The sequence below is a fragment of the Serratia montpellierensis genome (assembly GCF_020858655.1).
GTDB classification, from domain to species: domain Bacteria; phylum Pseudomonadota; class Gammaproteobacteria; order Enterobacterales; family Enterobacteriaceae; genus Serratia; species Serratia montpellierensis.
In genome coordinates, this window is sequence record NZ_VOSN01000013.1 from 70501 (window position 1) to 96498 (window position 25998).

A 25998-nucleotide genomic window follows, 5' to 3' on the forward strand; every position below is an offset into this window, starting at 1 on the left:
TGAGTCAGGCATCGTGAACGCTATGTTCTCCCATAGAGCGAGGGGGAACAACCCTCGCTCTATGGGGATTTTAAAGCCGAATCGACAGCTCGACGTCATCTGCGAACGGCGTGGAGAGATAGCCTGCCGCCGGGGCGCGCACCCGCGCCAGGTAATCCGGGCTGTCATCGGCGTTGTCGGCGACGATCAGCGCGCCGGGCCGCAGACGGCTCTCAAGCAAGTCGAGAATATCAGGGTAAAGTCCCTTGGCGCCGTCGAGCAGCAGCAGATCAACCGTGGCCGGCAGATCGTCGCGCAGCGTTTCCAGGGCGTCGCCCACCCGGATCTCCACCAGGTCGATGACGCCGCCTTCGGTCAGGTTGTTGCGCGCCTGCGCCGCTTTGCCCGGTTCAAACTCGCAGGTGATCAACCGGCCTCCGCCGTTATCGCGCAGCGCGGCGGCTAAGTGCAGGGTAGAAATGCCGAACGACGTACCGAATTCGACAATGTTTTGCGCCCGGCAACCGCGCGCCAGCATATACAGCAATGCGCCGGTTTCCGGCGACACGGCCAGCGGGAAATCCTTCAGGCGGTGGTAGAGTTCGCGGTACTCGGTTTTGCTCTGCATCAGCCGGCTTTGCTCTGCGTCCGGCACGTCGCGGAACAGGGCGGCAAGCGCCGGCGCGTGGCGGGATGCCTGCTGGAACAGGCTGCTTAGCAGCGGCGCTAAGGGGGCCGTGGTCAGGGTACTCATGGCAAATCTCCTGTCGTCAATGGAGCGCGTTAGCGCATGCCGCTATAATATGACGAACTATTCGCATTCCTCTATTCGCATTGGCCGCCCGCTATGACTGAACGCCGCAGTAAACAAATTTCCTCGAGAAAACAACCACAACAGGCGCGCTCCGCCGAACTGGTGTCCGCCATTCTGACCGCCGCTATTCAGGTTTTAGCGCAGGAGGGGGCGGCGCGTTTCACCACCGCCAGGGTGGCTGAACGCGCCGGCGTCAGCGTCGGGTCGCTTTATCAGTATTTCCCCAACAAGGCGGCGATCCTGTTTCGTTTGCAGAGCGAAGAATGGCGGCAGACCACCGATATGCTGAGTCGTATTTTGGTCAACCGCGAGAAAACGCCGGTCGAGCGTCTGCGGTTGCTGGTGCAGGCGTTTATCCGTTCGGAATGTGAAGAGGCGCAGATGCGCGTCGCGTTGAATGATGCGGCGCCGCTCTACAGAGATGCGCCGGAGGCACTGGCGGTGAAGGCAACCGGCAAGGATATCGTGCAGGTTTTCATGCGCGAAGCGTTGCCTGATGTGCCGCCGGTCGCTCGCCGGCTGGCGGGCGACCTGATCGTCGGCACGTTGGGAGCGGCGGGCAAGCAATTCTCCGAAACGCCGCGAACCGATACCGAGATCGCGTCTTATGCCGATGCGATGGCGGACATGTTCTGCGCGTATTTAGCCGATTTAAACGGGCGTGTGGCGCCGTAAGGTTCTTTGTGACATTGTCACCCACTGCGCGCAGTGCCTATACCCGTTGGCGACAAACGGCCAGCATCAGCTGCCGCAGCCAGCGGTGATCCGCCTCGGCGTCCAGGCGCGGGTGCCACATTTGCGAGACGGTAATGGGCGGCGTTTTCACCGGCAGCTCGAAGACGCGCAGCGGGCCGTCGGCCGGTTGAGCCTGCAGGAAGGAGGCGGGCAACAACGCCAGCAGGTTTGAGGCCTGCGCCACCGCCAGCGCGGCCGGAAAGCTCGGCACCACGGCGGCAATCTGGCGCGTCAGCCCCAGCTCCGCCAGCGCGGCATCTACCGGCCCGAGGATGCGCCCGCTGCGCGAGGCCACCACGTGGCGGCAGGCGGCGTATTCGGCGGCGCCGATCTCCGGCTGTTGCGCCAGCGGATGCGTGGTTCTCATCACCCCGACGAAGCGATCGCGAAACAGCGCCTGCAGGCGGATTTCCGGGCCCATGTCACCCAGCACGCCTATCTCCAGATCGACCAGCCCTTCACGCAGGGGGCGGTCGCTTTTCTCCGGCTTGGGCGCAAAGCGCAGCCGTACCCGCGGCGCCTGTTCGGCAGCGGCGGCGATCAGCGCCGGGCCGAAGGCCTCGACGAAGCCGTCGTTGGCGCGCAGCGTGAAGGTACGATCCAGCACGGCGGGATCCAATGTCCCCTGCGCCGGACGTAACACTGCGCGCGCTTCGAACGCCGCGTGCCGCGCCCGCTCGCGCAGCGTTTCGGCATAGGGCGTCAGCACCATGCGGCGTCCGGCGCGCACCAGCAGGGGATCGCCGGTCGCCGTACGCAGCCGGCTGAGGGTACGGCTCATCGCCGAGGCGCTTAAACCGAGACGTCGCGCCGCGCCGGCAACGCTGCCCGCCGTCAGCAGCGCGTCGAGCGCGATCAGCAGGTTGAAATCAGGGTCTGTCATGCGTGCGCATCCTGTGGTGCCGAACATGGGGGAAGGCGTTTGATGCAGTTTATGCGTACAAATGCTGCATCACTCGCCATGCATTATGCCTGAGCCTGTTTTCGGTGTGCCATGACTTACCGCTAAAAAACCGGAGGGGGACTGGCCCGTTTGCCGTCTGAACATGGCGATAAACGCGGACGGATCGCTATACCCCAAAGTAGAGGCGACATATTTGACGGCTTTCCCTTCCTGCAACAGCGTCATCGCCATGAGGGTTTTGCTTCTCAGCTTCCATTCATTGAAAGAGATGCCGGTAGCGGCGAGAAATCGCCGCGACAGCGTACGCTCGCTCAATCCCAGCATGCCCGACCATTGTATCAGGGTGTTGAGATCGTGCGGCGCGGCGCTCATCTTTTCCGTCATGATCTTGACAACGTCATCGCTGCCGAGCGGCAGGTAGCTGTCAAAACGCTCCGACAGCGCCAGCTGCTCAAGCAACGCGGTAACCAGCGTCTGATCCTGCGGCGTGTGCGGATAGCCGATACGCCTTTCTGAAAAATCGGCCAGCACCGCTTTGACGATCTTATTCAGCCGCAGGGTTTGCGGTTTGCCCGGTAAGGGTTGGCATAGCGGGGGGCTGACATGAAGAATGACATAGTCAATTGCACTCTTTGCGACGGATTCATGTTCAGTATTAACGGGGAGCCAAATAGCATATTCTGGTGTGGATAAATAAATATTGTTCTCAATATTTATTTCCGCCAACCCTTTCATGGAATACATCAGTTTTCCCCAGGGCAACGCTTGCAAAGGGAATTGCGTTCCTGCCGGCCAGGATTTATTTCTGAACCAAATCGATATTGGGGTTTCCCCGGTCAATTCTGACGGCTTCATGACGCCTTCCTGTTCGCTTATGGCTGCGCCTTCCTATTATAACAATAAGTTGTCTGATAATCGGCATTTCTATTCTATGGGGAAAGCTTACTCTGGGCAGGTCATTCCCCTGGATAAAGGTAACCCTATGTACGGCAAAATCATTGATCTTTCGGTGCCGCTGATGAGCGGGATCGCCTCCGATCCGGAAAGTTTTCTGCCGGAAATCGAGTATGTTGATAACCAGCGCGGAGCGTTGCAGCTGGCGGAATCATTCCCCGGTCTGGATCCCCGGGAGTTGCCGCGTCAGGAGGGCTGGGCGGTGGAGTTTGTCCGCATGAGCACCCATGCGGGGACGCATATGGACGCCCCTTATCACTACCATTCACATATGGATGACGGATCGGCGTCAAAAACCATTGATGAAATACCGTTGGAATGGTGTATCGGCCCTGGCGTCAAATTGGATTTTCGCCATTTTCCCGACGGTTATGTGGCCACTGCGCATGATATTGAGCGTGAATTAGCGAAGATCGGCCATCATATCACCGCCGGCGATATCGTCCTGGTCAACACGGCGGCCGGCGGGCGTTACGGCAGCGAAGATTTCATTCATCGCGGTTGCGGCATGGGCCGTGAAGCGACGCTGTATCTTACCGAGCGCGGCGTCAGGGTGGTCGGCACCGATGCCTGGAGCTGGGACGCGCCATTCAGCCATACGCGCACCAAATTTGAACAAAGCGGCGATGTTTCGCTTATTTGGGAAGGACATTATGCCGGCAGTCAATATCCTTATTGCCAGATTGAAAAACTGTGCAATCTTGAATTGCTGCCGCCCTGTGGATTTAACGTGATCAGCCTGCCGGTCAAGGTTTATAAGGCATCCGCCGGCTGGGCACGGCCGGTTGCAATTATCGATGAACGCGCAGGAGAATAAACGATGGCCAGAATAAAACTGCCGACGGTGAGTGAATTAACGGCTGAACAGCAGCAGCAATATGCCCGTTTCCCCGCCAACCTTACGCTGGGGCTGTTGAAAACCAGCTGTTCGGCGCAGGGATATCTGTCCCTGGGGGCTTCCTTTCCTGCCGGGCGACTGTGCGATAAAGATCGGGAAATGATCATATTAAGGGTTGGCGCGTTGAGCGGCAGCGCTTATGAACGCATGCAACACTACCCACTGGCGATCCTTGCGGGGTGGCACGATGACGACATCGAGAAAATAGAGCAGGGTGTGGGCATCGACGCCAGAGGGACGGCCATCTTGCATTTTGTCGATGAATGCGTGAAGCAGGTGAAGGTCTCTGCCGACACATTTAACGCGGTCCGGCGCTATTATGATGAGGTTCAACTGGCTGAACTGGCATTAATGATTGGGCACTACATGATGACGGCGCGCTTTTTGGAAACGCTGGAAATCGATCTGGACCTACAAGCCACATCCTGGGAGAACATGTCAACGGATTGAGTACGCGCACGGCGTGAGCGCGATAAAAAAGCCGATAACCTGAGGTTATCGGCTTTTAATGCGCAGTGGCAGAGGGTTACGCGGGCAGCTGCTGCGCGGTTTTCTCGACCAGCGCCAGCAACAGCTTGATGTCTTCCAGCGTCACGATCGGGTTCAGCAGCGTCATCTTCAGGCAGGTCACGCCATCGAACTCGGTCACGCCGACGTTGGCGCGGCCTGACTCCAGCAGGGCGTCACCGATACGCTGGTTGAACAGCGCGACGGCCGCGTCGCCGTTCGCCGCCAGCTGCGCCGGACGGTAGCGGAACAGCACGCTGGCCAGCTGCGGCTGCATCACCAGCTCCAGCGATTCCTGATCGGCGATGTAACGCGCCACCTGTTGCGCCAGCGTCACGCCATGATCGATGATCTCGGCGTATTGCTTCTGCCCCAGCGCTTCCAGCCCCATCCACAGCTTCAACGCATCGAAGCGGCGGGTGGTCTGCAGCGACTTGGACACCAGGTTCGGCACGCCTTGCGCTTCGTCGAACTCGGAGTTCAGGTAGGCCGCCTGATAGCGCATCAGCTCATAGTGGCGCTCGTCTTTCAGCAAGAAGGCGCCGCAGCTGATGGTCTGGAAGAACTGCTTGTGGAAGTCCAGGGTAATGGAGTCCACCAGTTCCAGGCCGTCCAGGTAGTCGCGGTACTGCTCGGAAAGCAGCAGCGCGCCGCCCCAGGCCGCATCCACGTGCACCCAAATCTGCTGCTCCGCCGCCAGCCGCGCGATGTCGCGCAGCGGGTCAATGGCACCGGCGTCGGTGGTGCCGGCGGTGGCGACAATCGCCATCACCTGCTCGCCGTTGGCCTTGGCCTGCGCCAGTTTTTCCGCCAAATCGTTCACGTCCATACGGGCGAAGCGATCGGTTTTCACCAGGGTGACGGACTGATAGCCGAGGCCCATCAGCGCCATGTTCTTCTGCACCGAGAAGTGGGCGTTTTCAGAACAGAACACCTTCAGCTTGCGCAGATCGCCCACCAGGCCGTTCTGCTGCACGGAGTGGCCCTGACGCGCGAAGAACGCATCGCGCGCCAGCATCAGCCCCATCAGGTTGCTCTGGGTGCCGCCGCTGGTGAACACCCCGGCGTCGCCGGGCTGGTAACCGACCTGGGCACGCAGCCACTCGATCAGTTTCATTTCGATCAGCGTGGCCGACGGGCTTTGGTCCCAGGAATCCATGCTCTGGTTGGTGGCGTTGATCAGTACTTCGGCGGCCTGGCTAATCACCAGGCTCGGGCAGTGCAGGTGCGCCACGCACTGCGGGTGGTGTACCGACAGGCTGTCTTTCAAAAAGTACTCGATAGCGCGCTCGATCGCCGCCTGGTTGCCCAGGCCTTGCGGAGTGAAGTCGAGCTTGATGCGCTCGCGCAGTTCGGCAACGCTTTTGCCCTGATACATCTCGGGCTGTTGCAGCCACTGCACAACGGCTTCACTGCTTTGCGCGATCGCCTGGCGATAAGCCTCGGCGCTGTGCGCCGAGGAAGCCAGAATCGGGTTTAACTTGGACATCGCGGTCATTCGCTCCAATCAGACTGGCTTGATGCCGGCGGCCAATAGCGCCTGCTCAAATTTATCCAGGAAAATACCCAGCTCATCGTTGGTGATCAGCAGGGAAGGCAGCAGACGCAGCACGCAGCCGTTGCGCCCGCCACGCTCCAGAATCAAACCGGATTCGAAGCATTTTTTCTGCAGCAGTGCGGACAGCTCGCCATCGGCCGGGTAACAGCCCATGTGATCCTGCGCTTCGTTCGGCTTGACGATCTCGATGCCGATCATCAGGCCCAGACCGCGGACGTGACCGATCACCGGATAACGTTTCTGCAGCTCGGCCAGTTTGCCTTTCAGCCATTCGCCCTGAGCGGCCACTTTGTCGGCGACCTTATGCTCTTTCAGGTATTGCAGGGTGGTCAGGCCGGTGGCCATCGCCAGCTGGTTGCCGCGGAAGGTGCCGGTGTGATGACCCGGCTCCCAGGCGTCAAACTCTTTCTTGATGCCCAGTACCGCGAGCGGCAAGCCGCCGCCGACCGCTTTCGACATCACGATGATGTCCGGCTCGATGCCCGCGTGTTCGAAGGCGAACAGCTTGCCCGTACGGGCGAAACCGGCCTGAACTTCGTCGATGATCAGCAGAATGCCATGCTCCTGCGTCACTTTGCGGATGCGCTGCAGCCACTCGGCCGGTGCCGGGTTAACGCCACCTTCGCCCTGAACGGCTTCCAGGATCACCGCCGCCGGTTTGCGCACGCCGCTTTCCACGTCGTTGATCAGGTTGTCGAAGTAGTAGGTCAGCGCCTTGACGCCGGCTTCGCCGCCGATGCCCAGCGGGCAGCGGTATTCATGCGGATAAGGCATGAACTGCACTTCCGGCATCATGCCGTTGATCGCTGCCTTCGGCGACAGGTTGCCGGTGACCGACAGCGCGCCGTGGGTCATGCCGTGATAACCGCCGGAGAAGCTGATCACGCCGGAACGGCCGGTGTGTTTTTTCGCCAGCTTCAGCGCGGCTTCCACCGCATCGGCACCGGATGGGCCGCAGAACTGCAGGCAATACGCTTTGCCTTCGCCCGGCAACAGAGAGAGCAGGTAATCGGAGAAACGATCTTTTAACGGGGTTGTGAGATCGAGAGTATGTAACGGCAAGCCGCTGGTAATGACATTTTGGATGCTTTGCAGGACGTCGGGGTGATTATGTCCAAGAGCCAACGTTCCTGCCCCGGCCAGGCAATCAAGATATTGATTATTCTCAACATCAGTGATCCAAACGCCCTGGGCTTTCGCAATTGCCAACGGCAATTTGCGCGGATAACTCCTAACATTCGACTCAAATTCGGCTTGGCGCGCCAAATAGGTTTCATTGTTTCCGTTTAATGAGTTTGCAACTAAAGTATCAATACGGACTTTATCCGTCATCATATCTCTCCTACAACCGAAGGTCTCAACACGCTCCGATTGAATTAATGAATTAGAAAAGTAACTGCCTTGTGAAAAGCGCGACCAATATATGGCTTTTTCGCCTGGGACTCAATAGCCGATTTTGTTTTGAATTGTTTAGTTTTTTCTTAGGCTCATCAATATGTTGTTGATTTATTGACCGTTGGTTTTGCCGGTAAAAAACAACATATCGTTAACATGGCACAAAAATCCTTTCCGTCGCCAACCTGCAGGCGGCTTTAATACGCTTATTAATAAGGTGAATTTCCGTTTAATAACATAAATAGGAATTAACGGCTTATTTTTATCTATTCACCACCTTAAGTCCTATAGCGTTTATATACACAAAATTTGTGATGAATATAAATGGCCAACCGTTAAAAGCGCAGCATCCAGATCGGTGATTTCTCTCAGATTTCACGTAGCGCGATCAAAAAAGCGCGATTTTTACGCAGCGCCGGCGCTGTTGCCGTTAACGTTGCCGTAGCCAGGCGTGGTAGCGCTGCAGGATGCGGCGGGTGCGCCACCGATCGACGATCAGCGTGAACAAGGGGGAGTAGCGCACGCTGCGCGTTCGACTGTCGCTCAGCGCGCGCATTCGGCGCTTGACCAACGCCATGCGGGCGAGCGATGCCATCGCTTTGCTGCGCCAGGTGACCGGCACGGGCAGCGCATGAGGGGCTTCGCCGGTTTGCCAGCGGTGCGGCAGATCGGGCACCTCCGCCATGGCGGTGGCCGGCATCGCCACCGCGACGCCGCTGTCCAGCACTCGCTGCGCCACCGACGGGCGGGCGATGCCGCCGGTGGTCATCACCGGCATGCGAGCCACCGCGGCAAGATCGCGGGCAAAGGTCAAAAAATACGCTTCGCGCGCCAGGGTGCGGCCGTCCGCCGTTTCGCCTTGCATCGCCGGGCTTTCGTAACTGCCGCCGGACAGTTCAATCAGGTCGACCGGCAGATCGTTCAGCATCAGCACTACCTGGTGGGCATCGTCTGATGAAAAACCGCCGCGCTGAAAGTCGGCAGAGTTCAGTTTGACCGCCACGCAAAAGCCCGGCGAGACGCGCTCGCGCACCGCACGCACCACCTCCAGCAGCAGGCGGGCGCGGTTCGCCAACTCGCCACCCCAACGATCGCTGCGCTGGTTGGTCAGCGGCGAGAGAAACTGGGAAATCAGGTAGCCGTGCGCCGCGTGGATCTCCACGCCGGTAAAACCGGCCTGTTCAGCAGCGTGCGCGCTGGTGGCGAAGCGGGCGATCACCTCGGCGATCTGCGCTTCATCCATCGCCTGCGGCTGGGCGAACAGTTTGCTGTGCTTGCCCATGGCCAGCGGGATGGCGGAGGGCGCCCACGCGTTGCCGCCCATGTTCGCCATCACCTGCCGGCCCGGGTGGTTAAGCTGCATCCACACCTGCGCGCCGCCCTGGCGCGCGGCCTTGGCCCAGGTTTCGAACGGGGCGAGCGGCGTGTCTTGTTCCAGCACCACGCCGCCGGGGCCGGTCATGGCGCGGCCGTCAATCATCACGTTGCCGGTGATGATCAAGCCGGCGCCGCCTTCGGCCCAATAGCGGTATAAGCGCCACAGCGCCGGGCCGGGCAGTTGGCCCGGGGCGGCCAGATTTTCTTCCATCGCCGCCTTGGCCAGACGGTTGGTCAGGCGGCTGCCGTTGGGCAACGTCAGTGGGGTAAACATCGGTTTTGCGCTCCTGTCATAAGGGGAATGGCGCTATAATAGGTTTAAAGTTAACTTTAAGGTCAATAGGGCATGAAGATCGGAGAATTGGCACAGCGGGCCGGCGTGGCCGCCTCGGCGATACGTTATTACGAGCAGCTGGGGTTGCTGCCGAAACCGGTGCGCGGTGTCAACGGCTATCGGGTATACAGCGATAGCGCGCTGGAGCGATTGCACCTGATCCAAATCGGTCAAAATCTGGGTTTTTCGCTGCAGGCGATCCAACGCGTGCTGGCGCTGCAGGGCAGCGCTTATCAGGATGGGTTGATACGTGGCGTCGATGAACGGCTGGCGGAGATCGAGCTGATGATGGCCACGCTGAATGAACAACGAGAAACCTTGCTGACGACCCGGCTGACCTTATTGGAGTCCGGTGTCGCCGGGCTGTGCCAAGCCAAGGGCGAAAAACAGGCCGACGCATCGTCGGCCCGACCGGCAAAGCTTAGCGGTGTTTAAAGGCGGAACGCCCGGCATACACCGCCGCGGCGCCCAATTGGTCTTCGATGCGCATCAGCTGATTGTATTTTTCGATCCGTTCGCCGCGGCTCGGTGCGCCGGTTTTCAGATGGCCGGCTCGCATCGCGACCGTCATATCGGCGATAAAGCTGTCGACGGTTTCGCCGCTGCGGTGTGAGATAAAGGTGCCCCAGCCGTTTGCCTGGCAAAGCTGCACGGCGGCGAAGGTTTCGCTCAGGGTACCGATCTGGTTCAGTTTGATCAGCGCCGCATTGGCCAACCGTTCATCAATCCCGCGCTGGATGTATTTCACGTTGGTGACGAACAGATCGTCGCCGACCAGCTCCACCTGGTCGCCCAGGGCGTCGCTCAGAATACGCCAGCCGGCCCAATCGTCCTCGGCCAAGCCGTCCTCAATCAGCACGATGGGGAAATCCTGCACCAGCCGTTGGTAATAGGCCGTCATCTGGGCTGCGTCCAACTCGAGGTTCTCGCTGCGCAGGCGATACTTGCCGTCGGCATAGAATTCGCTCGAGGCCGGATCCATGCAGATCGCGATATCTTCTCCCGGCCGGTAGCCGGCTTTCTCTATCGCCTGCACGATCAGCTCGAGCGGCTGGCGGTTTGAGGCGACCGCCGGCGCAAAACCGCCTTCGTCGCCGACGCCGACCGACAGGCCTTTTTCCAACAGGATTTGGCGCAGCGCCTGATAAACTTCACTGCCCCAGCGCACGGCCTCGCGCAGCGACGGCGCGCCCAGGGGAGCTATCATAAACTCCTGAAAGTCCGCCCCTTGCCAGCGGGCGTGCACGCCGCCGTTGATGATATTCATGCAGGGCACCGGCAGCAGGTTGGCGCCGATACCGCCCAGATAACGATACAGCGGCAGCTGCGACAATTGCGCCGCGAGGCGGGCGGCCGCCAGCGAAACGCCAAGCAGGGCGTTGGCCCCCAATCGGCTCTTGTTCTCGCTGCCGTCCAGCGCGATCAGCCGGCGGTCTATCTCCTCTTGTTGGCGCACATCCACCCCGCGCAGCGCCTCGTTGATCGCCGTTTTGACGCTGTGCACCGCCTCCAATACGCCTTTGCCGCCGAAACGGTGCGGATCGCCGTCGCGGTGTTCTACTGCCTCGCGTGAACCGGTGCTGGCGCCCGAAGGCACCGACGCCCGGGCCACGACGCCCGCCGCGCTCATTTCGACTTCGACGGTGGGGTTGCCGCGCGAATCCAGGATCTCTCTGGCGGTTACGCTTTCAATTTCATAGTTCATGGGGAGTCACCTCGTTCTAGGGAGTGGGGACGTGTTTTATCAGCACGTCGATGGACAAATGGTTGATGAATTCGAAGCCGAAGGAGGCAAAGACGCCAAACGGGCGGTTATGATGGCCGAGCAGCAACAGATCGACGCCTTCACGGGCAATCAGGGCTTCAACGTCTTTGAAGCGATGGATGCTGACGATTGCGCGCACCTCCAGGGGGATTGAGCAGTCTTCCACCAGGCGGCTGAGCATGGCTTTGGCAGCGATCACCTCGCTGGACTGGCGATCTTTGGTTTGTGCATCGCTGAGGTAGTCCAGCTCGGCATAGTCGGCGCTGATGTGCGCCACGGTAATGCGCGTATTCATCTGCTGATTGAGGCGTTCGGCATGGCGCAACAGCAGCCGGCCGTCGCGTTCATCCTGCACCAGCAGTAAAGCATGTTGATAGAGCGGCATGACTTATCTCCCTGCGTTAGCAATCTGTAGGGTTAACCACGGTAAAACCTCTTTTTTCCGGCTCGTCATACCGGGCAACGACACCTGCCGAATGGCGAGCACCTGGTTCGACGAGAAATACAGGGTGGAGCGGCGGCGGGTGATATCGGTCACCAGCAGCGCGGCCATCTCCAGACCGGCCTCCTGCTTAGCCTGCTCGAGCGCCTGTTGCAGCGCGGGCAACAGCGGATCGATATCGCTCATGGCCCGCACTTCTATCTGCGACAGCAGTAGCGAGACGCTATGGATGCGGTAATTCTTGGCGTCGCGCTGCAGCAACTGCGGGGCGGATTGCCCCGAAAGATCGGTTTTGGCAGCCAGCAGCCCGGCGGTGAAGGCGTCATAGTCAACGTGAGAGATTGCGCATAACCGCGCGACCGCCAACCGATCCTGTTCGGTGGTGGTCGGTGCGCTCAGCGCAACGGTATCGCTCAAAATCGCGCCCAGCAGCAGCGTGGCCTGGGCGGAAGAAAGCGGCATCGGCGTATCTGACGTCAGTATGGACAGGATCACGGTGGCGCAACAGCCAACGGCGCGGATCCAGACATCGGGAGGGTTGCGGGTGATCAAGGTGCCCAGCCGGTGATGATCGATAACGCCGACCACGTCGCTGTCGGGCAATGAGGCCGGGCCTTGTTCGATATCGGTAAAGTCGACCAGCCAGACTTTGCGATCACGGAGCTCGTCTGTCAGCAGTGCAGGCGCTTGCACGCCGGCGGCAGCCAGTATGTAACGGGTTTCCGGCGTCAGTTCGCCAAGGCGAAAAGCCACGGCCGGCTTGCCGAGGTGATTGAGCCAGTCCGCGACCACCAGCGCGCTGCAGATGCTGTCGCTGTCGGGATTTTTATGGCCGAAAACGGACAGGGGCATTTCCTGCTCGACGGCGTCGGGCTGAGGCGGAAAAGGGGTAAGACGTGAGATTTCATTCATAGCGACTCCTGACATACCTGCCTAAAAAATAAAGCGAAGTTGTATATCAGGCGTCATCATCCGGTTCGAGTGAACGCGGCGGTTGGGAAAGGTGGAACACCATCACCTTGTGAACGACTGTAGCGCAGCGCGGGGGTAAACGCAACGCCCGGCAAAGCTGGCGAGAATACGCAATCGGATTGATACTGAGTGAGTCTATGATGGACAAGGATATTTGCCGCTAACCGACGGAAACGCTGAACGGACTCACGCCGGCTTTGCCGGGGGCCGTGGGTGACACAATGGGAGACAACATGCTCGAACCCTGCTTCCCCGAAAACGAAGCCGAACGCCTGTCGGTATTGAATTCCCTGAACGTGCTGGATTCGAACTCGGTGGAAAAACTGGATCGCATCACGCGGTTGGCGGCGAAATACTTCGGCGTGACCATTGCGCTGGTGTCGCTGATCGACCGGGATCGCCAGTGGTTCTTATCGCGCTACGGTCTGGATGCCCGAGAAACGCCGCGCAATATCTCGTTTTGCGGCCATGCCATCTTGCAACGCGAAGCGCTGGTGGTGCCCGATACCGCCAAAGACCCGCGCTTTTTCGATAATCCGCTGGTGATCGGCGGGCCGAGGATCGGTTTTTACGTCGGGCAACCGCTGCTGTCGCTCGACGGCTTGCCGCTCGGCACCCTGTGCATTATCGACAGCCAGCCGCAGCCGTTTTCCCCGGAGCAGGTGGCCGATCTGCACGACTTCGCCGCCGTGGTGGAAGAGTACCTCCAGAGCATTGAACGCCACGTCTATACCGAAAACCTGAAGTCCAACCTGCAACGCTCGGAAGCCTTGTTCGAACAGACCTTCGCCCAGGCGGCGGTAGGGATGGCGTTGGTGTCGCTGCAGGGGTATTGGCTGCGGGTCAATCCGCGCATCTGCGAAATGCTGCACTATTCTGAGCACGAGCTGATGGATCGCACCTTTCAGGACATTACTTATCCGCTCGATCTCAACACCGATCTGGAAAAGCTGCAGCAACTGCTGAGAAACGAGATCAGCACTTACTCGCTGGAGAAACGCTATTTCCGCGCCGATGGTTCGATCGTCTGGGTGCAGCTGACGGTGGCGTTAAACCGGCTGCCTAACGGCAAACCGGATCATTTCATCTCGGTTATCGTCGATATCAGCGAGCGCAAGGCGGCGGAGGCCGATCTGTTCGCTCTGCAACACGAGCTGGAACAACGCGTCGAAATCCGCACGCGGGAGCTGAACGTGGTCGTCAAGAAACTCAACGAAGAGATTGAAACCCGGGTACTCGCCGAATATCAGCTCAGCACGGAGAAGGAACGCCTGCGGGCCATTACTGACAACATGCCGGCGTTGATCAGCCAAATCGACGGTAATGAACGCTACCTGTTCGCTAACAGCGCCTATAAAACCTGGTTTGGCCTGGAAGAAAGCCGCCTCAGAGGAATGACGGTGCGCGACTTTATGGGGGAGAACGTTTATCAGATAGCGAAACCGATGATAGACAGGGCGCTGGCGGGGGAAATGGTGAGCTTCGAAAATGAGCTCCAGACCCAGAAGGGGCTGCTGATGATCCACACCACGCTGGTACCGTGCGAAGCTCAGGGGTTTTATATTCTGTCCATGGACATTACCGAGTTGAAGCGCCTGCAGCAACGGCTGGAGTACGATGCCACGCACGACATGCTGACCGGATTGACCAACCGCCGCGCCTTCCTGCGTCGGTTGTCCGGCACGCTGCAGGCCTGTTGCGAACAGCGGCAAATGGCGCTGGTGTTCATCGATCTCGATGGTTTCAAAGCTCTCAATGACAGCTATGGTCATGACTTCGGCGATCTGATCCTCAAGACGTTCGCCAGGTTGCTCAGCGCCTGCGCCGGCGAGCGCCATAGCGTCTCGCGTCTGGCCGGTGACGAATTCACGGTGATCCTGTGGCCGTTGGCGGATCCGCAGCGCGAGGTCAGCGAATTTTGCGAAAACGTCTTGGCGCGGCTGGCCGATATTTCGCAGATCGGGCAGCAGACGGTGAGCCTATCCGCCAGCCTGGGAGCGGCGATTTCCTCACACACTGACGTGACGGAGGAGATGCTGTTGACCCGCGCCGACGGCGCGATGTATCAGGCGAAATCGGCCGGAAAGGGCACTTATGCCATCTGCGAGTTATGAGTGTGAAACGGTGACCGTCTCAGGGTAAGCTGTTTTCTTCTTTCCTATGGGCAGAACTCCGGACTTATTGCATGGCGTCTAATCATCAACACAAAGACTGGCTGGAATTGCGGCGCGATGACGAAACCGGCATCGAGAGCGTCAATGCCCACTTTCAGGGGCATGCCTACGATCCCCACGATCATGACGAAATGCTGGTGGGCGTGACGCAGCAGGGTTTACAGCGTTTCAACTGCCATCGTTCATTGCATACCAGCCGGCCGGGACGCGCCATGCTGATCGAGCCGGGCGCGGTGCACGATGGCCATGCGCCGCAGGCCGAAGGGTTTACCTATGCCATGCTTTATCTGCCGCAGCATTGGGTTTCCGACGCGATGAACCGCCGCGGATTAGGGGACGCTTCAGTGCTGGAAGGCGCTTTCCACAGCACGTTGACCGACGATCCGATGCTGGCCACCGCGATACAACAGGCCTTTTTTGCGTTGCATCAGGGGGAAGGCCGGCTGGCGCGCGATCAAAGCCTGGACCAACTGCTGACGCTTTTGGCGCGGCATATTCGCGTCAGGCCGGCTTCCCAAAGCGATGATGCTTTGATTGTGATGAATCGCTTACGGGACTACTTGCACGAGCACATGGCGGGTAATCCCAGCCTGGATGAACTTGCGCTTCAGTGCGGTCTGGACCGCTTCCGCCTGACTCGCCAGTTCACCCGGGCTTTCGGCCAGTCGCCGCATGCTTATCTGGTCCGGCTGAGGCTGCGGGCCGCACGCTTGTTGTTGGCGCAGGGGGACGAGCCGGCGCAGGTCGCGATGCAGGTGGGCTTTGCCGATCAGAGCCACTTGGGCCGCTGGTTCCAGCGCGCCTACCGTTTATCGCCGGCGGCCTATCAACGTCAGTGCACAAACGTTCTATACCGCTGATTCACTCATCGCCGATGATGCGCTTTTAACAGCACAACGGAGTAGAGCGGAACATGTTTGATACCAAGATAGCGTTTATCGTACGCGACGATCTGCAAACCTGGCAGCGGCTGAATGTGGTGGCCTTTCTGGCGACGGGCATCGCCGCCGCTGCCCCGGAAATCATCGGCGAGCGTTACGTGGATGCGCAAGGCAGACGCTACGGCGGCATTTCAGGGCAACCGATGCTGATTTTTGCCTCGGACCTGCCGGGCCTGCAACATGTGCATCGCAAAGGGCTGGAGCGGGAATTGACGTTGATCCCCTATGTGCACGCCATGTTCGCGACCGGGCACGATGAAGCCAACCGGCAGGTTTTTCTCGCAGAAGACGCGGACAATCTGGATTTGGTCGGTCTGGCGCTGCGCGGACCGAAGAAAGCGGTGGATAAGGCGATAAAAGGCCTGGCGCTCCATGCCTGAGAATGTCTTTGCCTGGTTTACCGAGTGAACGCACGAAACGCTCGAGCATGTCCCGGAGGGTGACGCGTTTCCGATACGGTGCTTACGCCTGGAACGTCTGCAGCCAGGCGACGAACTTTCTCACGACCTCATCGTCCCGATCGCGCAGCAGCAGGGAATAAACGCCGGTTCGGATAGTCAACGCCGGGAAAGGCGACACCAGCCGGCCGGACGACAGATGTTTGGCGCAGAACAGGTAAGGCACGACGGCCAGCCCCAGGCCGTCCTCGGCCGCCTGAATGGCGGCGAAGGTATGGTCGAGCGTCAGCGGCGGCGGCGAGGCGTCCAGCGCCGTCGGGTAGGCATTCAGCCAGCTGTGCCATAAATCCTCACGGGCGCGGATGCGGATGGCGGTATGCCCGGCCAGCTTGCCGGGCGCACTGACCGGCATGGCGTGCAAATAGCTCTGGTTGCAGACCAGCAGGTTTTCCTCCTGCAGAAAAGGGATCGCTTTCAGCCCGGAGAAGTGCGCGGGATCGCGCCGGATCGCCAGATCAAACGGCGTATTGCGATCGACGGCCCCTGTGCTGGTGGTGATATCAATCGCGACCTCCGGATGAATCTCATTGAACGCCGCCAGCTTCGGCATCAGCCAGTGCATGGTGAACGTCGGCAGGCTGTGTACCACCAGCCGCTGCCGGCCGGCGCTTGCTTTCAGTGCGCTTTCCGCCGAAAACAATTCGCTTATCACTCGGGACGCGGTGCGGGAAAAATTCTCGCCGGCCAGCGTCAGCCGCACGGACTTGTGTCCGCGATAAAACAGTTTGAGCCCCAGCTGTTCTTCCAGGCTGCGGATGTGGCGGCTGACCGCGCCGGTGGTGAGAAACAGCTCATCCGCAGCGGCGCTGAAGCTGCCAAGACGGGCGGCGGCTTCAAAAGCGGACAGGTGCGGCAGGGAGTGAATTTTTTTCATAGGTTGAGTCTAGCTCAACCAAATGAGCGCGAAAAGATCGTTTGTCAGTCGTTGATTTTTCTCACTATTATCACGCATCTTTCCCGGTTTGCCGAGTGTGCCATGCAGCCATTTCCCCCTTCTAGCGCCCGTGTTAGTCGAGTCATCCTCATCCATCGATGGGCAGGGAGACGGCCCTGAGATGCGAGCTTTCTTTCTGCTTTGCGTGAGCCGAGCCGGCCTCTGCCTGGGCACCATGATGTTCGCCGGTGCACTGCCGACCATCAGAAGCGAGTGGCAGCTCGACGCCGCCTCCGCCGGTACGGTGCAGACGGTGTTCAGCCTGACCAACGCCCTGGCGTTGCTGGTGGCTTCCTGGTGGTGTGATTCACTGGGCGCGCGCCGGGTTTATCTGCTGTTTTCCTGGCTGGGCGCCGGTGCGCTGATGCTGTTCGCCGTGTTTGCCCATTCGTATATCGGCGCGTTGATGTTGATGGCCTTCGTCGGCCTGACGCAGGGCGGCGCCTATACGCCGGCGCTGCTGTTAGCGATGGGGATGAACGGCCCGTCCCGACGCGGTTATGCCATTGGCATGATGCTGGCGGCCAGTTCGTTAGGGTATTTCCTGTCGGTTTTTATCGCCGGTTGGAGCGCTATGCGCTGGGGCGCCAGCGTGGCGTTTTCCCTGTGCGCCGCCGGTGCGCTACTGGGGGCGCTGGCGGGGTCGTTGGCCCTGGTCGGTTATCGGGAACCGCAAACGCGCACGCTGGGGAGGAAGACGAAACGTGAAAGCTATGTTATCACCTATGCGACCCTGCTGTTACTGATCGGGTATATTGCCCACAGCTGGGAACTGCTCGGTAACTGGGCCTGGGCGCCCAGCCTGGTCAGCGAGGCATTGAGCGGTTTCGCTCTGGGTCCGCTCAGCGCCGGATTGATCGTCGCGGCGGCGATCCACCTGGCCGGCATGATCGCCACGCTGATTGTCGGCACCGTTTCCGACTATTTCAATCGCGCCTCGGTGCTGACGTTTATGGGCGCCGCCGGCGCGTTGGGATCGCTGCTGATGGGGTGGTCGGCGAACTGGGGGCCGGGCTGGACGCTGCTGGCCGTCAGCATCGGCAGTTTCTTTATTCTCGGCGACTCCGGCGTGCTGTCGGCCGCGATGGCGGACAACGTGCCGCCGCAACAGCTCGGCAGCGTGATGGGCTGGCGATCGCTGCTGGGATTCGGCATCGGTTCGTTCGCCCCTTTATCCTTTGGCGTCGTGATGGATACCACCCAGAGCTGGGGCGCGTCTTATGCCGTATTGGCCTGCGGCGGCGGGGTAGCCTGTCTGGCGGCAGGGTTGCTTTGGCGACAACACGTTAAATGAGGTACGGACATCATTAAATGAATGGAACATCATCATGCATGGTTATCGTGGGCGCCGGGATTGTTGGGGCATCGGTCGCCTATCATCTCGCGCGCCAGGGGCAGCACGTTATCGTGGTTGAGCAGGCGCATCCCGCGGCGGGGGCCACAGGCAGCTCGTTTGGCTGGATCAGCGAAGGCGCTCCCGATGCGTTTCTGCGGCGCGAGATCGTCGCTGACTGGATGCGCCTGGCGCAGGAGATCCCGGATCTCTGGGTGAATTGGTCCGGCGCGCTCAGCTATGGCCAGGCGCCGGCGACGCAAAACCCCGACAATCGGCTTTTGCCCTCCGCCGAGATGGCCGCGCTGGAACCGGGGCTCAGGCAGCCCGATAGCCAAGCCTATTTTGCGGCGCGCGACGGCGCCGTCGATCCGCAAGACGTGACACAGCGGTTGCTCGAATGCGTTAGCGCGTGGGGTGGGGAGTTGCTCCTGGGGCGAACCGTCACCGGTTTTTTGCGTGAAGAGGGGCAGATAATCGGCATCGTTACCGAGGAAGGCGCGATTGCCGCCGATCGGGTGGTGCTCGCCTGCGGCACGGGGATCTCTGTGCTGCTGGACGGCAGCGGATTCTCGCTGCCGATCGAGGCGTCGCCGGCCATTTTGTTACGCTATCACGCGGCGGCTCAGGTGGTGAACACGCTGATTGCGGGCGACGACATCGAAGTGCGCCATGCGCGAAATGGCGATCTGCTGGCGGCGGAGGATTTCCCGCCGGAGGGGGACGTTAAACGGGTGGAAAACGACGCGCAATCGGCGATTAAAAACCGCCTGCCGGATACGGCGCCCTTGCAACTGCAGGCGTGTTCGGTGGGGATGCGCCCCCGGCCGCGCGACGGTTATCCCATCATCGGGCCGCTGGGCGCCACCTGCCTCTATGTGGCGGTGATGCATCCGGCCGTGATGTGCGCGCCGACGCTTGGCCGGTTGGTCGGCGACGAGCTGCTGCATGGCGTCAATCCCGCCATTCCGCACGCTTATCGCCCGGCGCGATTTATAGACGACGAGAAGTGAATATACGCTCAACCTTGCAGCGGTTTTTTGCGCCGTCGGCGAGGCTCTTATATATTTAGTAGCATGCCTGAGGCAGGTTAGGCATGAAACGGCGGTCGGTCGGGCCGCTGCAAGTACGACAGTTAATCCGTTCGCCAAGAGGCTGCGAGCCTGTGCTTTCGGTAGGGACAGCCGCCAATCGTTTACGGCGACCGAGGGCAGTGCAGCTACTCACAGGTCACGAGGACACTTACCATGCATAAGAGAACACTGGCGTCACTGCATTACGAAAACATGCCTTACGATGGGGTGCGCTTTCATATTTTGAAACGGGAGACGCCTGGCCATACGGCGTTGTTGAAGCTGGATGCGGGCAGCCGACAACCGGCGCGTTTTCATCCGGGATGGGTAAAACTGATGGTGCTGAGCGGTGAACTGAAGGTTGACGATCAGACGCTGCAACCTCATGAGATGTTGATCATTCCTGCCAATACCGCCTATACGGTACAGGCCATAACGGAAGTGATTTGCCTGGCGATTTCCGAGCTGGACGGCGCCGAACTGGCCCGTTGAGGTGATAACAAGAATGGATAGCGGAGAGCCTAGGCGCTCTCCCTATCCTCCCTTCAGCATTGAGCCGCCCCCCAGGCTGAGCTGGATGCTGGTTATGCGTACACCTCCTGATTCATTCCACCGCGCTTTCCCTTTCCATCACTTTCGGCATCGTCGCCCCCGCAACGTTGCCGCCATTGTGTAGCGCATGCACAACGTCATCGCCCCGTTACCACGCAGAACGATGAAATTTGGGTGTAATAGTGAGTTTCTTCGCATAAGGCCCCTGGTGTGGCTTGCGAGAACGTCACTATATGGAGGATCATGCGGTCCCTCTATCAAATAAAAGACATTCGCGTTATCAAAAGGGACAAACGATCATGGGATTCGACGTCGACAACGCCGAAACGAAACGCATCGACCTCAGCAGCCACGAAAACTCCGCCTTCGAGGTGACGGGGCTGGTGAAACACTATCCGGCGGGCTTTGTCATTCCTTATCACTCGCATAAACGCTGCCATTTGCTCTATTCGCAACAGGGCGTTATGGCGGTCGAGGCGAGCTGCGGGCGCTGGATCGTGCCGCCTACCACCGCAGTCTGGCTGCGGCCGGGGGTCGAACATCAGTTGGTCATGCAGAGCAACATTTGCGTTTACGGGATTTTTGTCGATGAATTCACCGCCGCGCGGTTGCCGTTGCGCGACGGCGTCTTGCAGGTATCACCGCTGCTGCGCGAGCTGATCGCCCAGTTGGCGACGCTGGCGCCCGAGGGAGAGGAGTCCACACGCCACGCGCTGCTCAGGGCGTTGTTCCTCGAGGAGCTGAGCCTGCAGCCGCAGCTGGCGCTGCATCTCCCTTGGCCGATGGAAGCGAGAATGGCTGACATTTGCCGGCAGTTGGTCATCACGCCGGCCGACGATCGCGGCATTGAGGTCTGGGCGGATTCATTGTCGATCAGCGCGAAAACCTTCCAGCGTCACTTCACTCAACAAACCGGCATCACCTTTGGTCAGTGGAAACAGCGTCTACGGCTGTTGTCGTCCATCCCGCTGCTGCTGGCGGGCAACTCGATCATTCACGCCGCCTTCGAAAGCGGGTATGAGAGCCACAGCGCCTATTCGGTGGCGTTCAAAAAACTGTTTGGCGTTTCGCCTTCGCGCTTTACGCTATAGCCTTATTGCATAGCGCGCTTCTCCTATAGATTGAAGCAACCTAATGACGTATAAAGCAAAGCAGTCAACCTCCGAGGCCGCTTCCCGTGATAAAAATTGTCGTGTATCTGATTATCGCCGTGACGATCGCCATTATTGCGGCAAGAGTCATCTTTCGTTTGCCGGATATTTCGCAGCGTCTGCCGCAGGCGGCATTGCCGGCGGATCCTACCGCGCTATTGCCGGCGCGGGCCGCCGAACAGATGGCGGCACATCCCGGCCTGAGCGGCGTGGTACCGCTGGTCAGCGGCCACGATGCGTTCGCCAGCCGTCTGGCGCTGGCGCGGATGGCGGAAAGGTCGATCGATGCCCAGTACTATATCTGGCATAACGACACCTCCGGGCAGATCCTGCTGAAAACCCTGTATGATGCGGCGCAACGTGGGGTGCGCGTGCGGCTGTTGCTGGACGATAACGGCGTCGCCATGGATGAGACGCTGGCGGCGCTGAACGCCCAGGAAAACGTCGAGATCCGTCTGTTCAACCCGTCAACCGTGCGTACGCCGAAGCTGGCCGGCTACGCCTTTGACTTTATGCGCATGAACCGGCGCATGCATAACAAGTCTTACATCGTCGACGGCGCCGTGGCGATCATCGGCGGCCGCAACATTGGCGACGAATATTTCCAGGTCGGCGATGAAAACTATTTCCTCGATCTCGACGTGCTGAGCGTCGGCAACGTGGTGGAGGAGACCGCCGAGGTCTTCGATCGCTACTGGAACAGCGCCTCGGTGTTCGGCGTTGAGCAGATTATCCGGGGCAAAGGCCATCTTTCCGCCTTCCTGACGCAGGCCACCGCCACCGAAAGCAGCGATCGGGCTCGCAAACTGGCGGTACAGCTGGAAACCAGCGCGGTGCGCTTTCGCGATGGCGCCGTGCAACCGGAATTCACCCAGGTAGAGCTGGTGGCCGACGATCCGGCGAAAGGACTGGGCAAGGCTTCGCGCGATCGTTTGATGGTGACGCAGCTGGGCAAGATCATCGGCGGCGTTAGCCGGCAATTGGATCTGGTCTCCGCTTATTTCGTGCCGGGGCGAGAAGGGGCGACTTTCTTTGAATCGCTTGCCAAACAGGGGAAGTCCATTCGCGTGCTGACCAATGCGATGAACACCACCGACGTGCTGGTGGTGCATGCGGGCTACGCCAAATACCGGCGTGAGCTGCTGCAGGCGGGCGTCGAGCTGTTCGAGCTGAAGCTGCGCGCCGGTCAACCGACCGGGCGCAAGGAACTCAAGCCGCTGGGACTGTCCGGCGCGGCGCTGCACGCGAAAACCTTCGCCATTGACGATAAACGGGTATTTATCGGGTCGTTCAATTTCGATCCGCGCTCGGCGCACCTGAACTGCGAAATGGGCTTCTTGATCGACAGCCCGACGCTGGCGGCCGACACCCGCCAACTGTTTGATGGCCCGCTCGAATACGCCGCCTATCGGCCGGTATTGACGCCCGAAGGCAACATGGTATGGAACGAAGCCTTCGAAGACGGTCACACCGAGGTGCACCAGCAGGAACCCGGCGCCGGCTGGGTAAAACGCATCGTTCTCACCGTGGCCGGCTGGCTGCCTATCGAGTGGATGCTGTAACGCCGGCGAATGCCGCCGCCACTCGATAACCCAAACGTGGCGAAAGTGATCGCCACGCTCGGAGAGATTTACACGCCGAAGTGACAGGACGGACCCCGCCACGTTAACTCCGGCGATATGCGGTGGCTAAGCCTGACTAGCGCCCCTCCCGAGTTGCGGCTAACAAGGCTTGTAACGAGGGCGCTTCGATCAGATTCTCGATACAGGCCATCAGCCGTCGCGCGTTATTCCTCAATCCATGATTCGGCGACTGCTCACAACAGCGAAGAAATTTATCCCGAATATCCTGCATATCCGCCGGGTTCTCCGGCCAGCCGCGGCCGAATTCGGCTTCGAGCCGCAGCGTATCACCTTGTTCCGGCGTGATATGAAGTTCGAAGCGGTCAAACCGTTCAAAGGCGTGTTGTTCATGAACCTCGATACGCTGCGCTAGCGCAACGACCGTAGGTTCTGTCGCGAAGGCCGCACTGAATTCGAGAGCGCTGGCTTGGCCGCGCAGCAGCGCGTTAGCGATGATGTAACGCGCGCTGAATTGCGCATCGATTTCGGCCGTTTTCTGCGGCTCGTATGGCGCACCGCACACCATGCGCATGGTCGGTGATGCATGCAGCGTGATCTTCGCTCGTTCGGGATCGGGCAATTGCCGGTGTGGCCCGTCGTTCAAGAGCGTTTCTGTCAACGCCAGCAGAATGCTGCAATGTGGGTATAGCTTGAAGCAGGTCGCTTCTTCCCCCAGAAAGGCAATGCCCAATTGGTGGGTCAGCATCCCCAGATCGGGTTCGCCCGGCGCATAGAGATTGAAAAAACCGTTCTCGCCGCTCAGGACGCGTTTGGGGCCGCTTATCCCCGCCTGAGCCATCAAAACGGCTTCCAGCGCATGGCGCGCCACCAATCCCTGGCTGATGCGCACCGCCAGCGTCTTGTCCTGATAGTGTTGGAAGGTGCCGATGCCGAAATCGAACGCCAGACCTATGGCGTCGGCGAAAGCTTGTTGATCCAGGCGCAGCAAGCGGGCGGCGATCGCTGCGCCTGAAAACAGGCCAAGGATATTTGAGTCGAATCCGCGGTAGAAAAAGCCGTTCGCCTGCGCAGCAAGGTTGATGCGTTGTGCGAAGTCCTGGCCGACGGCCAATGCCGCCAACATATCCAATCCGGAAGCGCCCGACAGTTCCGCCGCAGCCAGCGCGACTGGAATATCCGAAGAGCTGGGATGCCAGCCGGGGGAGAGAACGTCGCAATAGTCGAGCGCGCGGGCTCGCACGGCGTTGACGAACGCCGCCTGCGGCGCGGCGAGGCGTTCTTCACTGCCGATAATGCTGGCCTCGGCGTTGCCGCTCCAGCGTCTGGCCAGCGAGAGCGCCGCGTCGACGCCGCTTTGGTCATAACCTGCGGCGAGACAGCCAAGATTATCCATCAGTCGTTTGCATTGGAATGCCAGGACAGCGGGGGGAACCATGCACGCATCTATCTGTGAGGCGAAAGCGATCAATTCCTCGATCGGGTCGACCGATAATTTTGTCATGTTTATTCCTCGTTCAGTCGTTCAGCGGACTTGCTCAGCAGGGCGTTTTCAGCCTGTGAATGCAGACGGAAACGCGGATGCAGCATGATCAGCAGCCATACGGTCATCGCGATGCTGAGCAATCCGGCCCAAAACATAGCGATCCCGAAACCGTCGGCGAAGGCGCTGTGCGTCAGATCTTGCAGGCGATTAGCGCCCACCGCGTCCACGGCCGTCTGCTGTTGCTCTATCACCGCTACCCGGGCGATTTCGGCAGCCTGTTCCACCCCCTGAGTGTGCAATGCCGCTGTTAAAGTCGTGACCGCTTGCATGCTCATCAATGTGCCCAGCAGCGCGATGCCCAGCGTCATGCCGGTTTGTCGCAGCGCGTTCATCGTTGCCGATGCCATCCCAGATCGTTGCGGCGCGACGGTGCGCATCACCAGCGCGCTGGTCGCCGGCATCGACAACCCCATGCCGAAGCCGAGTAGCGCCAAATACAGCGCCACCAGGGGGTAAGACGAGTCGGCGTGCAGCTGCGTCAGCAACAGCAGGGCAATGCCCATCAGACCATAGCCGGCGATCATCAGCGAGTTCACACTCAGTTTGGCGGACAGGCGGCCAAAACCCGAAGCGGCCAGCGCCATGGCGAGAAACTCCGGTGCCATGCGCCAACCGGTGTCCGCGGGGCTCCAACCCTGAGCCTGTTGCAGAAATAACGAGACGAAGAAGACGCTGCTGTAAGCGGAGAATCCAAGCACGAAAGAGGCGAAGTTGTAGCCGGTAAAGTCGGCGTGACGAAATAGACTCAGTTGCAGCAAGGGGCGTTTGACCCGGGTTTCCACCCAGAGAAACAGCGCAAACAGCACCAGGGCGGCGTACAGCGGAAGGCGCGACTGCACGCTGTGCCAGCCGAACTCACCGGCGGCAATCAGCCCATAGGTCAGCGCGCCGAGCCACAAGATGCTCAGCCCTTGCCCTAGCGGATCGAGCGCAGCGTGTTCCGGATGCGAGCTCTCTCTCAATCCCCAACCGCCCAATACCAGCGCGACGATCCCGACCGGAATGTTGATCCAGAAAATGCCCGGCCAACCAGTGGTGTGTACCAGCAGGCCGCCCAAAACCGGGCCGATCACCAACGAAAGCGCATTAACCGAGGACCAAATGCCGATCGCGCGGGTCCGCAGCTGTTCTTCCGGAAACGCGTGGGTCAGCAGGGACAGCGCACCCGGGATGACGGCTGCACCGGCGATACCCTGGATCACTCGACCGGTCAGCAGCATGCCGAGGCTGGTCGCGAATGCGCAAACGATCGAACCAACGGTAAACAGGGCGACGCCGAAGAGCCAAATGCGTTTACGGCCAAACCTGTCGCCCAGCGGGCCGGACGAAAGGATTAACGCGGAGAGACATAGGGCATAAGCGTCAACGACCCACTGCAAGCCCGACATGTCGGTTTGCAGTGATTCCAGCATCGTGGGCAGTGCCACATTGACGATGCTGATATCGAGCGACGCCATAAATGTACCCAGACAGATGGCGGCAACGAGCGAAATCCTGCGCATACCGGACATAGAGGGGCTCCTTATTGAGAGAGGGTGATAGTGAAAACTATTCTCACATTATATTATGACTGACCGTCGGTCAATGGAGTGTGAATATTGATTTCACTGCGCTAGGTCGGC

At 59.9% G+C, this 25998-nt stretch carries 24 protein-coding genes and 1 riboswitch; of the genes, 12 read left to right on the plus strand and 12 right to left on the minus strand.

The window, feature by feature from the left end:
- Nucleotides 1-70: 70 nt before the first annotated feature.
- Nucleotides 71-733, minus strand: a complete 663-nt coding sequence (locus FUU19_RS12195) for an O-methyltransferase (protein ID WP_141968891.1) — start codon at nucleotides 731-733, stop codon at nucleotides 71-73.
- Between the two features lie 93 nt (nucleotides 734-826).
- Here FUU19_RS12195 and FUU19_RS12200 point away from each other — a divergent pair, with 93 nt between their 5' ends.
- Nucleotides 827-1468 (plus strand): TetR/AcrR family transcriptional regulator, encoded by a 642-nt coding sequence (locus FUU19_RS12200; protein WP_230489783.1) that lies wholly within the window; start codon nucleotides 827-829, stop codon nucleotides 1466-1468.
- 37 nt (nucleotides 1469-1505) lie between these two features.
- On the opposite strand, the gene FUU19_RS12205 is transcribed toward FUU19_RS12200, so the two are convergent.
- Together FUU19_RS12205 and FUU19_RS12210 are read right to left on the minus strand one after the other, a co-directional pair.
- Nucleotides 1506-2411, minus strand: coding sequence for a LysR family transcriptional regulator (locus tag FUU19_RS12205; RefSeq protein ID WP_230489785.1), 906 nt, complete (start codon nucleotides 2409-2411; stop codon nucleotides 1506-1508).
- 69 nt (nucleotides 2412-2480) lie between these two features.
- Nucleotides 2481-3287 carry a helix-turn-helix domain-containing protein gene (locus FUU19_RS12210; RefSeq protein ID WP_230489786.1) on the minus strand — a complete coding sequence of 269 codons (807 nt, stop codon included), beginning with the start codon at nucleotides 3285-3287 and terminating at the stop codon, nucleotides 2481-2483.
- A gap of 127 nt (nucleotides 3288-3414) precedes the next feature.
- Between FUU19_RS12210 and FUU19_RS12215 the strand changes: the two genes are divergently transcribed.
- Nucleotides 3415-4203 carry a cyclase family protein gene (locus FUU19_RS12215; RefSeq protein WP_230489788.1) on the plus strand — a complete coding sequence of 263 codons (789 nt, stop codon included), beginning with the start codon at nucleotides 3415-3417 and terminating at the stop codon, nucleotides 4201-4203.
- Between the two features lie 3 nt (nucleotides 4204-4206).
- Complete coding sequence (locus FUU19_RS12220) at nucleotides 4207-4734, plus strand: carboxymuconolactone decarboxylase family protein (protein WP_230489790.1); 528 nt, start codon at nucleotides 4207-4209, stop codon at nucleotides 4732-4734.
- A 76-nt stretch (nucleotides 4735-4810) separates the two neighbouring features.
- Here FUU19_RS12220 and FUU19_RS12225 read toward each other — a convergent pair whose 3' ends face one another.
- From FUU19_RS12225 to FUU19_RS12235, 3 genes are all read right to left on the minus strand, one after another.
- Nucleotides 4811-6280, minus strand: coding sequence for a pyridoxal phosphate-dependent decarboxylase family protein (locus FUU19_RS12225; RefSeq protein WP_141968878.1), 1470 nt, complete (start codon nucleotides 6278-6280; stop codon nucleotides 4811-4813).
- Nucleotides 6281-6298: 18 nt separating this feature from the next.
- Nucleotides 6299-7681 (minus strand): diaminobutyrate--2-oxoglutarate transaminase, encoded by a 1383-nt coding sequence (locus FUU19_RS12230; protein WP_141968876.1) that lies wholly within the window; start codon nucleotides 7679-7681, stop codon nucleotides 6299-6301.
- Between the two features lie 493 nt (nucleotides 7682-8174).
- Nucleotides 8175-9395 (minus strand): NADH:flavin oxidoreductase/NADH oxidase family protein, encoded by a 1221-nt coding sequence (locus FUU19_RS12235; RefSeq protein WP_230507135.1) that lies wholly within the window; start codon nucleotides 9393-9395, stop codon nucleotides 8175-8177.
- Between the two features lie 72 nt (nucleotides 9396-9467).
- Between FUU19_RS12235 and FUU19_RS12240 the strand changes: the two genes are divergently transcribed.
- The gene (locus FUU19_RS12240) at nucleotides 9468-9890 is read left to right on the plus strand and encodes a MerR family transcriptional regulator (protein WP_230489793.1); all 423 of its coding nucleotides are present in this window, start codon (nucleotides 9468-9470) and stop codon (nucleotides 9888-9890) included.
- On the opposite strand, the gene eno is transcribed toward FUU19_RS12240, so the two are convergent.
- The 3 genes from eno to FUU19_RS12255 are packed head-to-tail and all read right to left on the minus strand — an operon-like array spanning nucleotide 9877 to nucleotide 12574.
- Nucleotides 9877-11160, minus strand: a complete 1284-nt coding sequence (gene eno / locus FUU19_RS12245) for a phosphopyruvate hydratase (RefSeq protein ID WP_230489795.1) — start codon at nucleotides 11158-11160, stop codon at nucleotides 9877-9879. The two genes, FUU19_RS12240 and eno, sit on opposite strands and share 14 nt — an antisense overlap.
- Before the next feature lie 16 nt (nucleotides 11161-11176).
- Nucleotides 11177-11605, minus strand: coding sequence for an adenine nucleotide alpha hydrolase family protein (locus FUU19_RS12250; protein ID WP_141968868.1), 429 nt, complete (start codon nucleotides 11603-11605; stop codon nucleotides 11177-11179).
- Between the two features lie 3 nt (nucleotides 11606-11608).
- Complete coding sequence (locus FUU19_RS12255; RefSeq protein WP_230489797.1) at nucleotides 11609-12574, minus strand: DHHA2 domain-containing protein; 966 nt, start codon at nucleotides 12572-12574, stop codon at nucleotides 11609-11611.
- Nucleotides 12575-12614: 40 nt separating this feature from the next.
- A riboswitch (Fluoride riboswitch) is annotated at nucleotides 12615-12690 on the minus strand.
- Between the two features lie 177 nt (nucleotides 12691-12867).
- Here FUU19_RS12255 and FUU19_RS12260 point away from each other — a divergent pair.
- From FUU19_RS12260 to FUU19_RS12270, 3 genes are all read left to right on the plus strand, one after another.
- Entirely contained in the window at nucleotides 12868-14748 is a 1881-nt protein-coding gene (locus FUU19_RS12260) for a diguanylate cyclase domain-containing protein (RefSeq protein ID WP_197834213.1), read from the plus strand.
- 71 nt (nucleotides 14749-14819) lie between these two features.
- A complete protein-coding gene (locus tag FUU19_RS12265; RefSeq protein WP_060660719.1) occupies nucleotides 14820-15668 on the plus strand; it encodes an AraC family transcriptional regulator in 849 nt (282 codons plus the stop codon).
- A gap of 53 nt (nucleotides 15669-15721) precedes the next feature.
- Entirely contained in the window at nucleotides 15722-16129 is a 408-nt protein-coding gene (locus FUU19_RS12270; RefSeq protein ID WP_230489798.1) for a DUF2000 domain-containing protein, read from the plus strand.
- Between the two features lie 82 nt (nucleotides 16130-16211).
- Here FUU19_RS12270 and FUU19_RS12275 read toward each other — a convergent pair whose 3' ends face one another.
- Complete coding sequence (locus FUU19_RS12275; RefSeq protein WP_230489800.1) at nucleotides 16212-17081, minus strand: LysR substrate-binding domain-containing protein; 870 nt, start codon at nucleotides 17079-17081, stop codon at nucleotides 16212-16214.
- Between the two features lie 181 nt (nucleotides 17082-17262).
- On the opposite strand from FUU19_RS12275, the gene FUU19_RS12280 reads away from it, so the two are divergent.
- The 5 genes from FUU19_RS12280 to FUU19_RS12300 all read left to right on the plus strand — a co-directional run bounded on the left by FUU19_RS12280 (nucleotide 17263) and on the right by FUU19_RS12300 (nucleotide 22812).
- Complete coding sequence (locus FUU19_RS12280; protein WP_230489801.1) at nucleotides 17263-18435, plus strand: MFS transporter; 1173 nt, start codon at nucleotides 17263-17265, stop codon at nucleotides 18433-18435.
- A gap of 17 nt (nucleotides 18436-18452) precedes the next feature.
- Entirely contained in the window at nucleotides 18453-19487 is a 1035-nt protein-coding gene (locus FUU19_RS12285; RefSeq protein ID WP_230489802.1) for an NAD(P)/FAD-dependent oxidoreductase, read from the plus strand.
- A 234-nt stretch (nucleotides 19488-19721) separates the two neighbouring features.
- Nucleotides 19722-20039, plus strand: coding sequence for a cupin domain-containing protein (locus FUU19_RS12290; RefSeq protein ID WP_038871643.1), 318 nt, complete (start codon nucleotides 19722-19724; stop codon nucleotides 20037-20039).
- 359 nt (nucleotides 20040-20398) lie between these two features.
- Complete coding sequence (locus FUU19_RS12295; RefSeq protein WP_141968855.1) at nucleotides 20399-21190, plus strand: AraC family transcriptional regulator; 792 nt, start codon at nucleotides 20399-20401, stop codon at nucleotides 21188-21190.
- Between the two features lie 86 nt (nucleotides 21191-21276).
- Complete coding sequence (locus FUU19_RS12300; protein WP_230489804.1) at nucleotides 21277-22812, plus strand: phospholipase D family protein; 1536 nt, start codon at nucleotides 21277-21279, stop codon at nucleotides 22810-22812.
- A gap of 136 nt (nucleotides 22813-22948) precedes the next feature.
- On the opposite strand, the gene FUU19_RS12305 is transcribed toward FUU19_RS12300, so the two are convergent.
- On the minus strand, nucleotides 22949-24334 hold the full coding sequence (locus FUU19_RS12305; protein ID WP_060433064.1) for an MmgE/PrpD family protein: 1386 nt from the start codon (nucleotides 24332-24334) through the stop codon (nucleotides 22949-22951).
- Between the two features lie 2 nt (nucleotides 24335-24336).
- Nucleotides 24337-25887 (minus strand): MFS transporter, encoded by a 1551-nt coding sequence (locus FUU19_RS12310; protein WP_141968851.1) that lies wholly within the window; start codon nucleotides 25885-25887, stop codon nucleotides 24337-24339.
- Between the last annotated feature and the right edge of the window lie 111 nt (nucleotides 25888-25998).

Bases quoted from the DNA above. Each gene is read 5' to 3' on its own strand.
- FUU19_RS12195 (WP_141968891.1), bottom strand. From the start codon at position 733: ATGAGTACCCTGACCACGGCCCCCTTAGCGCCGCTGCTAAGCAGCCTG.
- FUU19_RS12200 (WP_230489783.1), top strand. From the start codon at position 827: ATGACTGAACGCCGCAGTAAACAAATTTCCTCGAGAAAACAACCACAA.
- FUU19_RS12205 (WP_230489785.1), bottom strand. From the start codon at position 2,411: ATGACAGACCCTGATTTCAACCTGCTGATCGCGCTCGACGCGCTGCTG.
- FUU19_RS12210 (WP_230489786.1), bottom strand. From the start codon at position 3,287: ATGAAGCCGTCAGAATTGACCGGGGAAACCCCAATATCGATTTGGTTC.
- FUU19_RS12215 (WP_230489788.1), top strand. From the start codon at position 3,415: ATGTACGGCAAAATCATTGATCTTTCGGTGCCGCTGATGAGCGGGATC.
- FUU19_RS12220 (WP_230489790.1), top strand. From the start codon at position 4,207: ATGGCCAGAATAAAACTGCCGACGGTGAGTGAATTAACGGCTGAACAG.
- FUU19_RS12225 (WP_141968878.1), bottom strand. From the start codon at position 6,280: ATGTCCAAGTTAAACCCGATTCTGGCTTCCTCGGCGCACAGCGCCGAG.
- FUU19_RS12230 (WP_141968876.1), bottom strand. From the start codon at position 7,681: ATGACGGATAAAGTCCGTATTGATACTTTAGTTGCAAACTCATTAAAC.
- FUU19_RS12235 (WP_230507135.1), bottom strand. From the start codon at position 9,395: ATGTTTACCCCACTGACGTTGCCCAACGGCAGCCGCCTGACCAACCGT.
- FUU19_RS12240 (WP_230489793.1), top strand. From the start codon at position 9,468: ATGAAGATCGGAGAATTGGCACAGCGGGCCGGCGTGGCCGCCTCGGCG.
- eno (WP_230489795.1), bottom strand. From the start codon at position 11,160: ATGAACTATGAAATTGAAAGCGTAACCGCCAGAGAGATCCTGGATTCG.
- FUU19_RS12250 (WP_141968868.1), bottom strand. From the start codon at position 11,605: ATGCCGCTCTATCAACATGCTTTACTGCTGGTGCAGGATGAACGCGAC.
- FUU19_RS12255 (WP_230489797.1), bottom strand. From the start codon at position 12,574: ATGAATGAAATCTCACGTCTTACCCCTTTTCCGCCTCAGCCCGACGCC.
- FUU19_RS12260 (WP_197834213.1), top strand. From the start codon at position 12,868: ATGCTCGAACCCTGCTTCCCCGAAAACGAAGCCGAACGCCTGTCGGTA.
- FUU19_RS12265 (WP_060660719.1), top strand. From the start codon at position 14,820: ATGGCGTCTAATCATCAACACAAAGACTGGCTGGAATTGCGGCGCGAT.
- FUU19_RS12270 (WP_230489798.1), top strand. From the start codon at position 15,722: ATGTTTGATACCAAGATAGCGTTTATCGTACGCGACGATCTGCAAACC.
- FUU19_RS12275 (WP_230489800.1), bottom strand. From the start codon at position 17,081: ATGAAAAAAATTCACTCCCTGCCGCACCTGTCCGCTTTTGAAGCCGCC.
- FUU19_RS12280 (WP_230489801.1), top strand. From the start codon at position 17,263: ATGCGAGCTTTCTTTCTGCTTTGCGTGAGCCGAGCCGGCCTCTGCCTG.
- FUU19_RS12285 (WP_230489802.1), top strand. From the start codon at position 18,453: ATGAATGGAACATCATCATGCATGGTTATCGTGGGCGCCGGGATTGTT.
- FUU19_RS12290 (WP_038871643.1), top strand. From the start codon at position 19,722: ATGCATAAGAGAACACTGGCGTCACTGCATTACGAAAACATGCCTTAC.
- FUU19_RS12295 (WP_141968855.1), top strand. From the start codon at position 20,399: ATGGGATTCGACGTCGACAACGCCGAAACGAAACGCATCGACCTCAGC.
- FUU19_RS12305 (WP_060433064.1), bottom strand. From the start codon at position 24,334: ATGACAAAATTATCGGTCGACCCGATCGAGGAATTGATCGCTTTCGCC.
- FUU19_RS12310 (WP_141968851.1), bottom strand. From the start codon at position 25,887: ATGTCCGGTATGCGCAGGATTTCGCTCGTTGCCGCCATCTGTCTGGGT.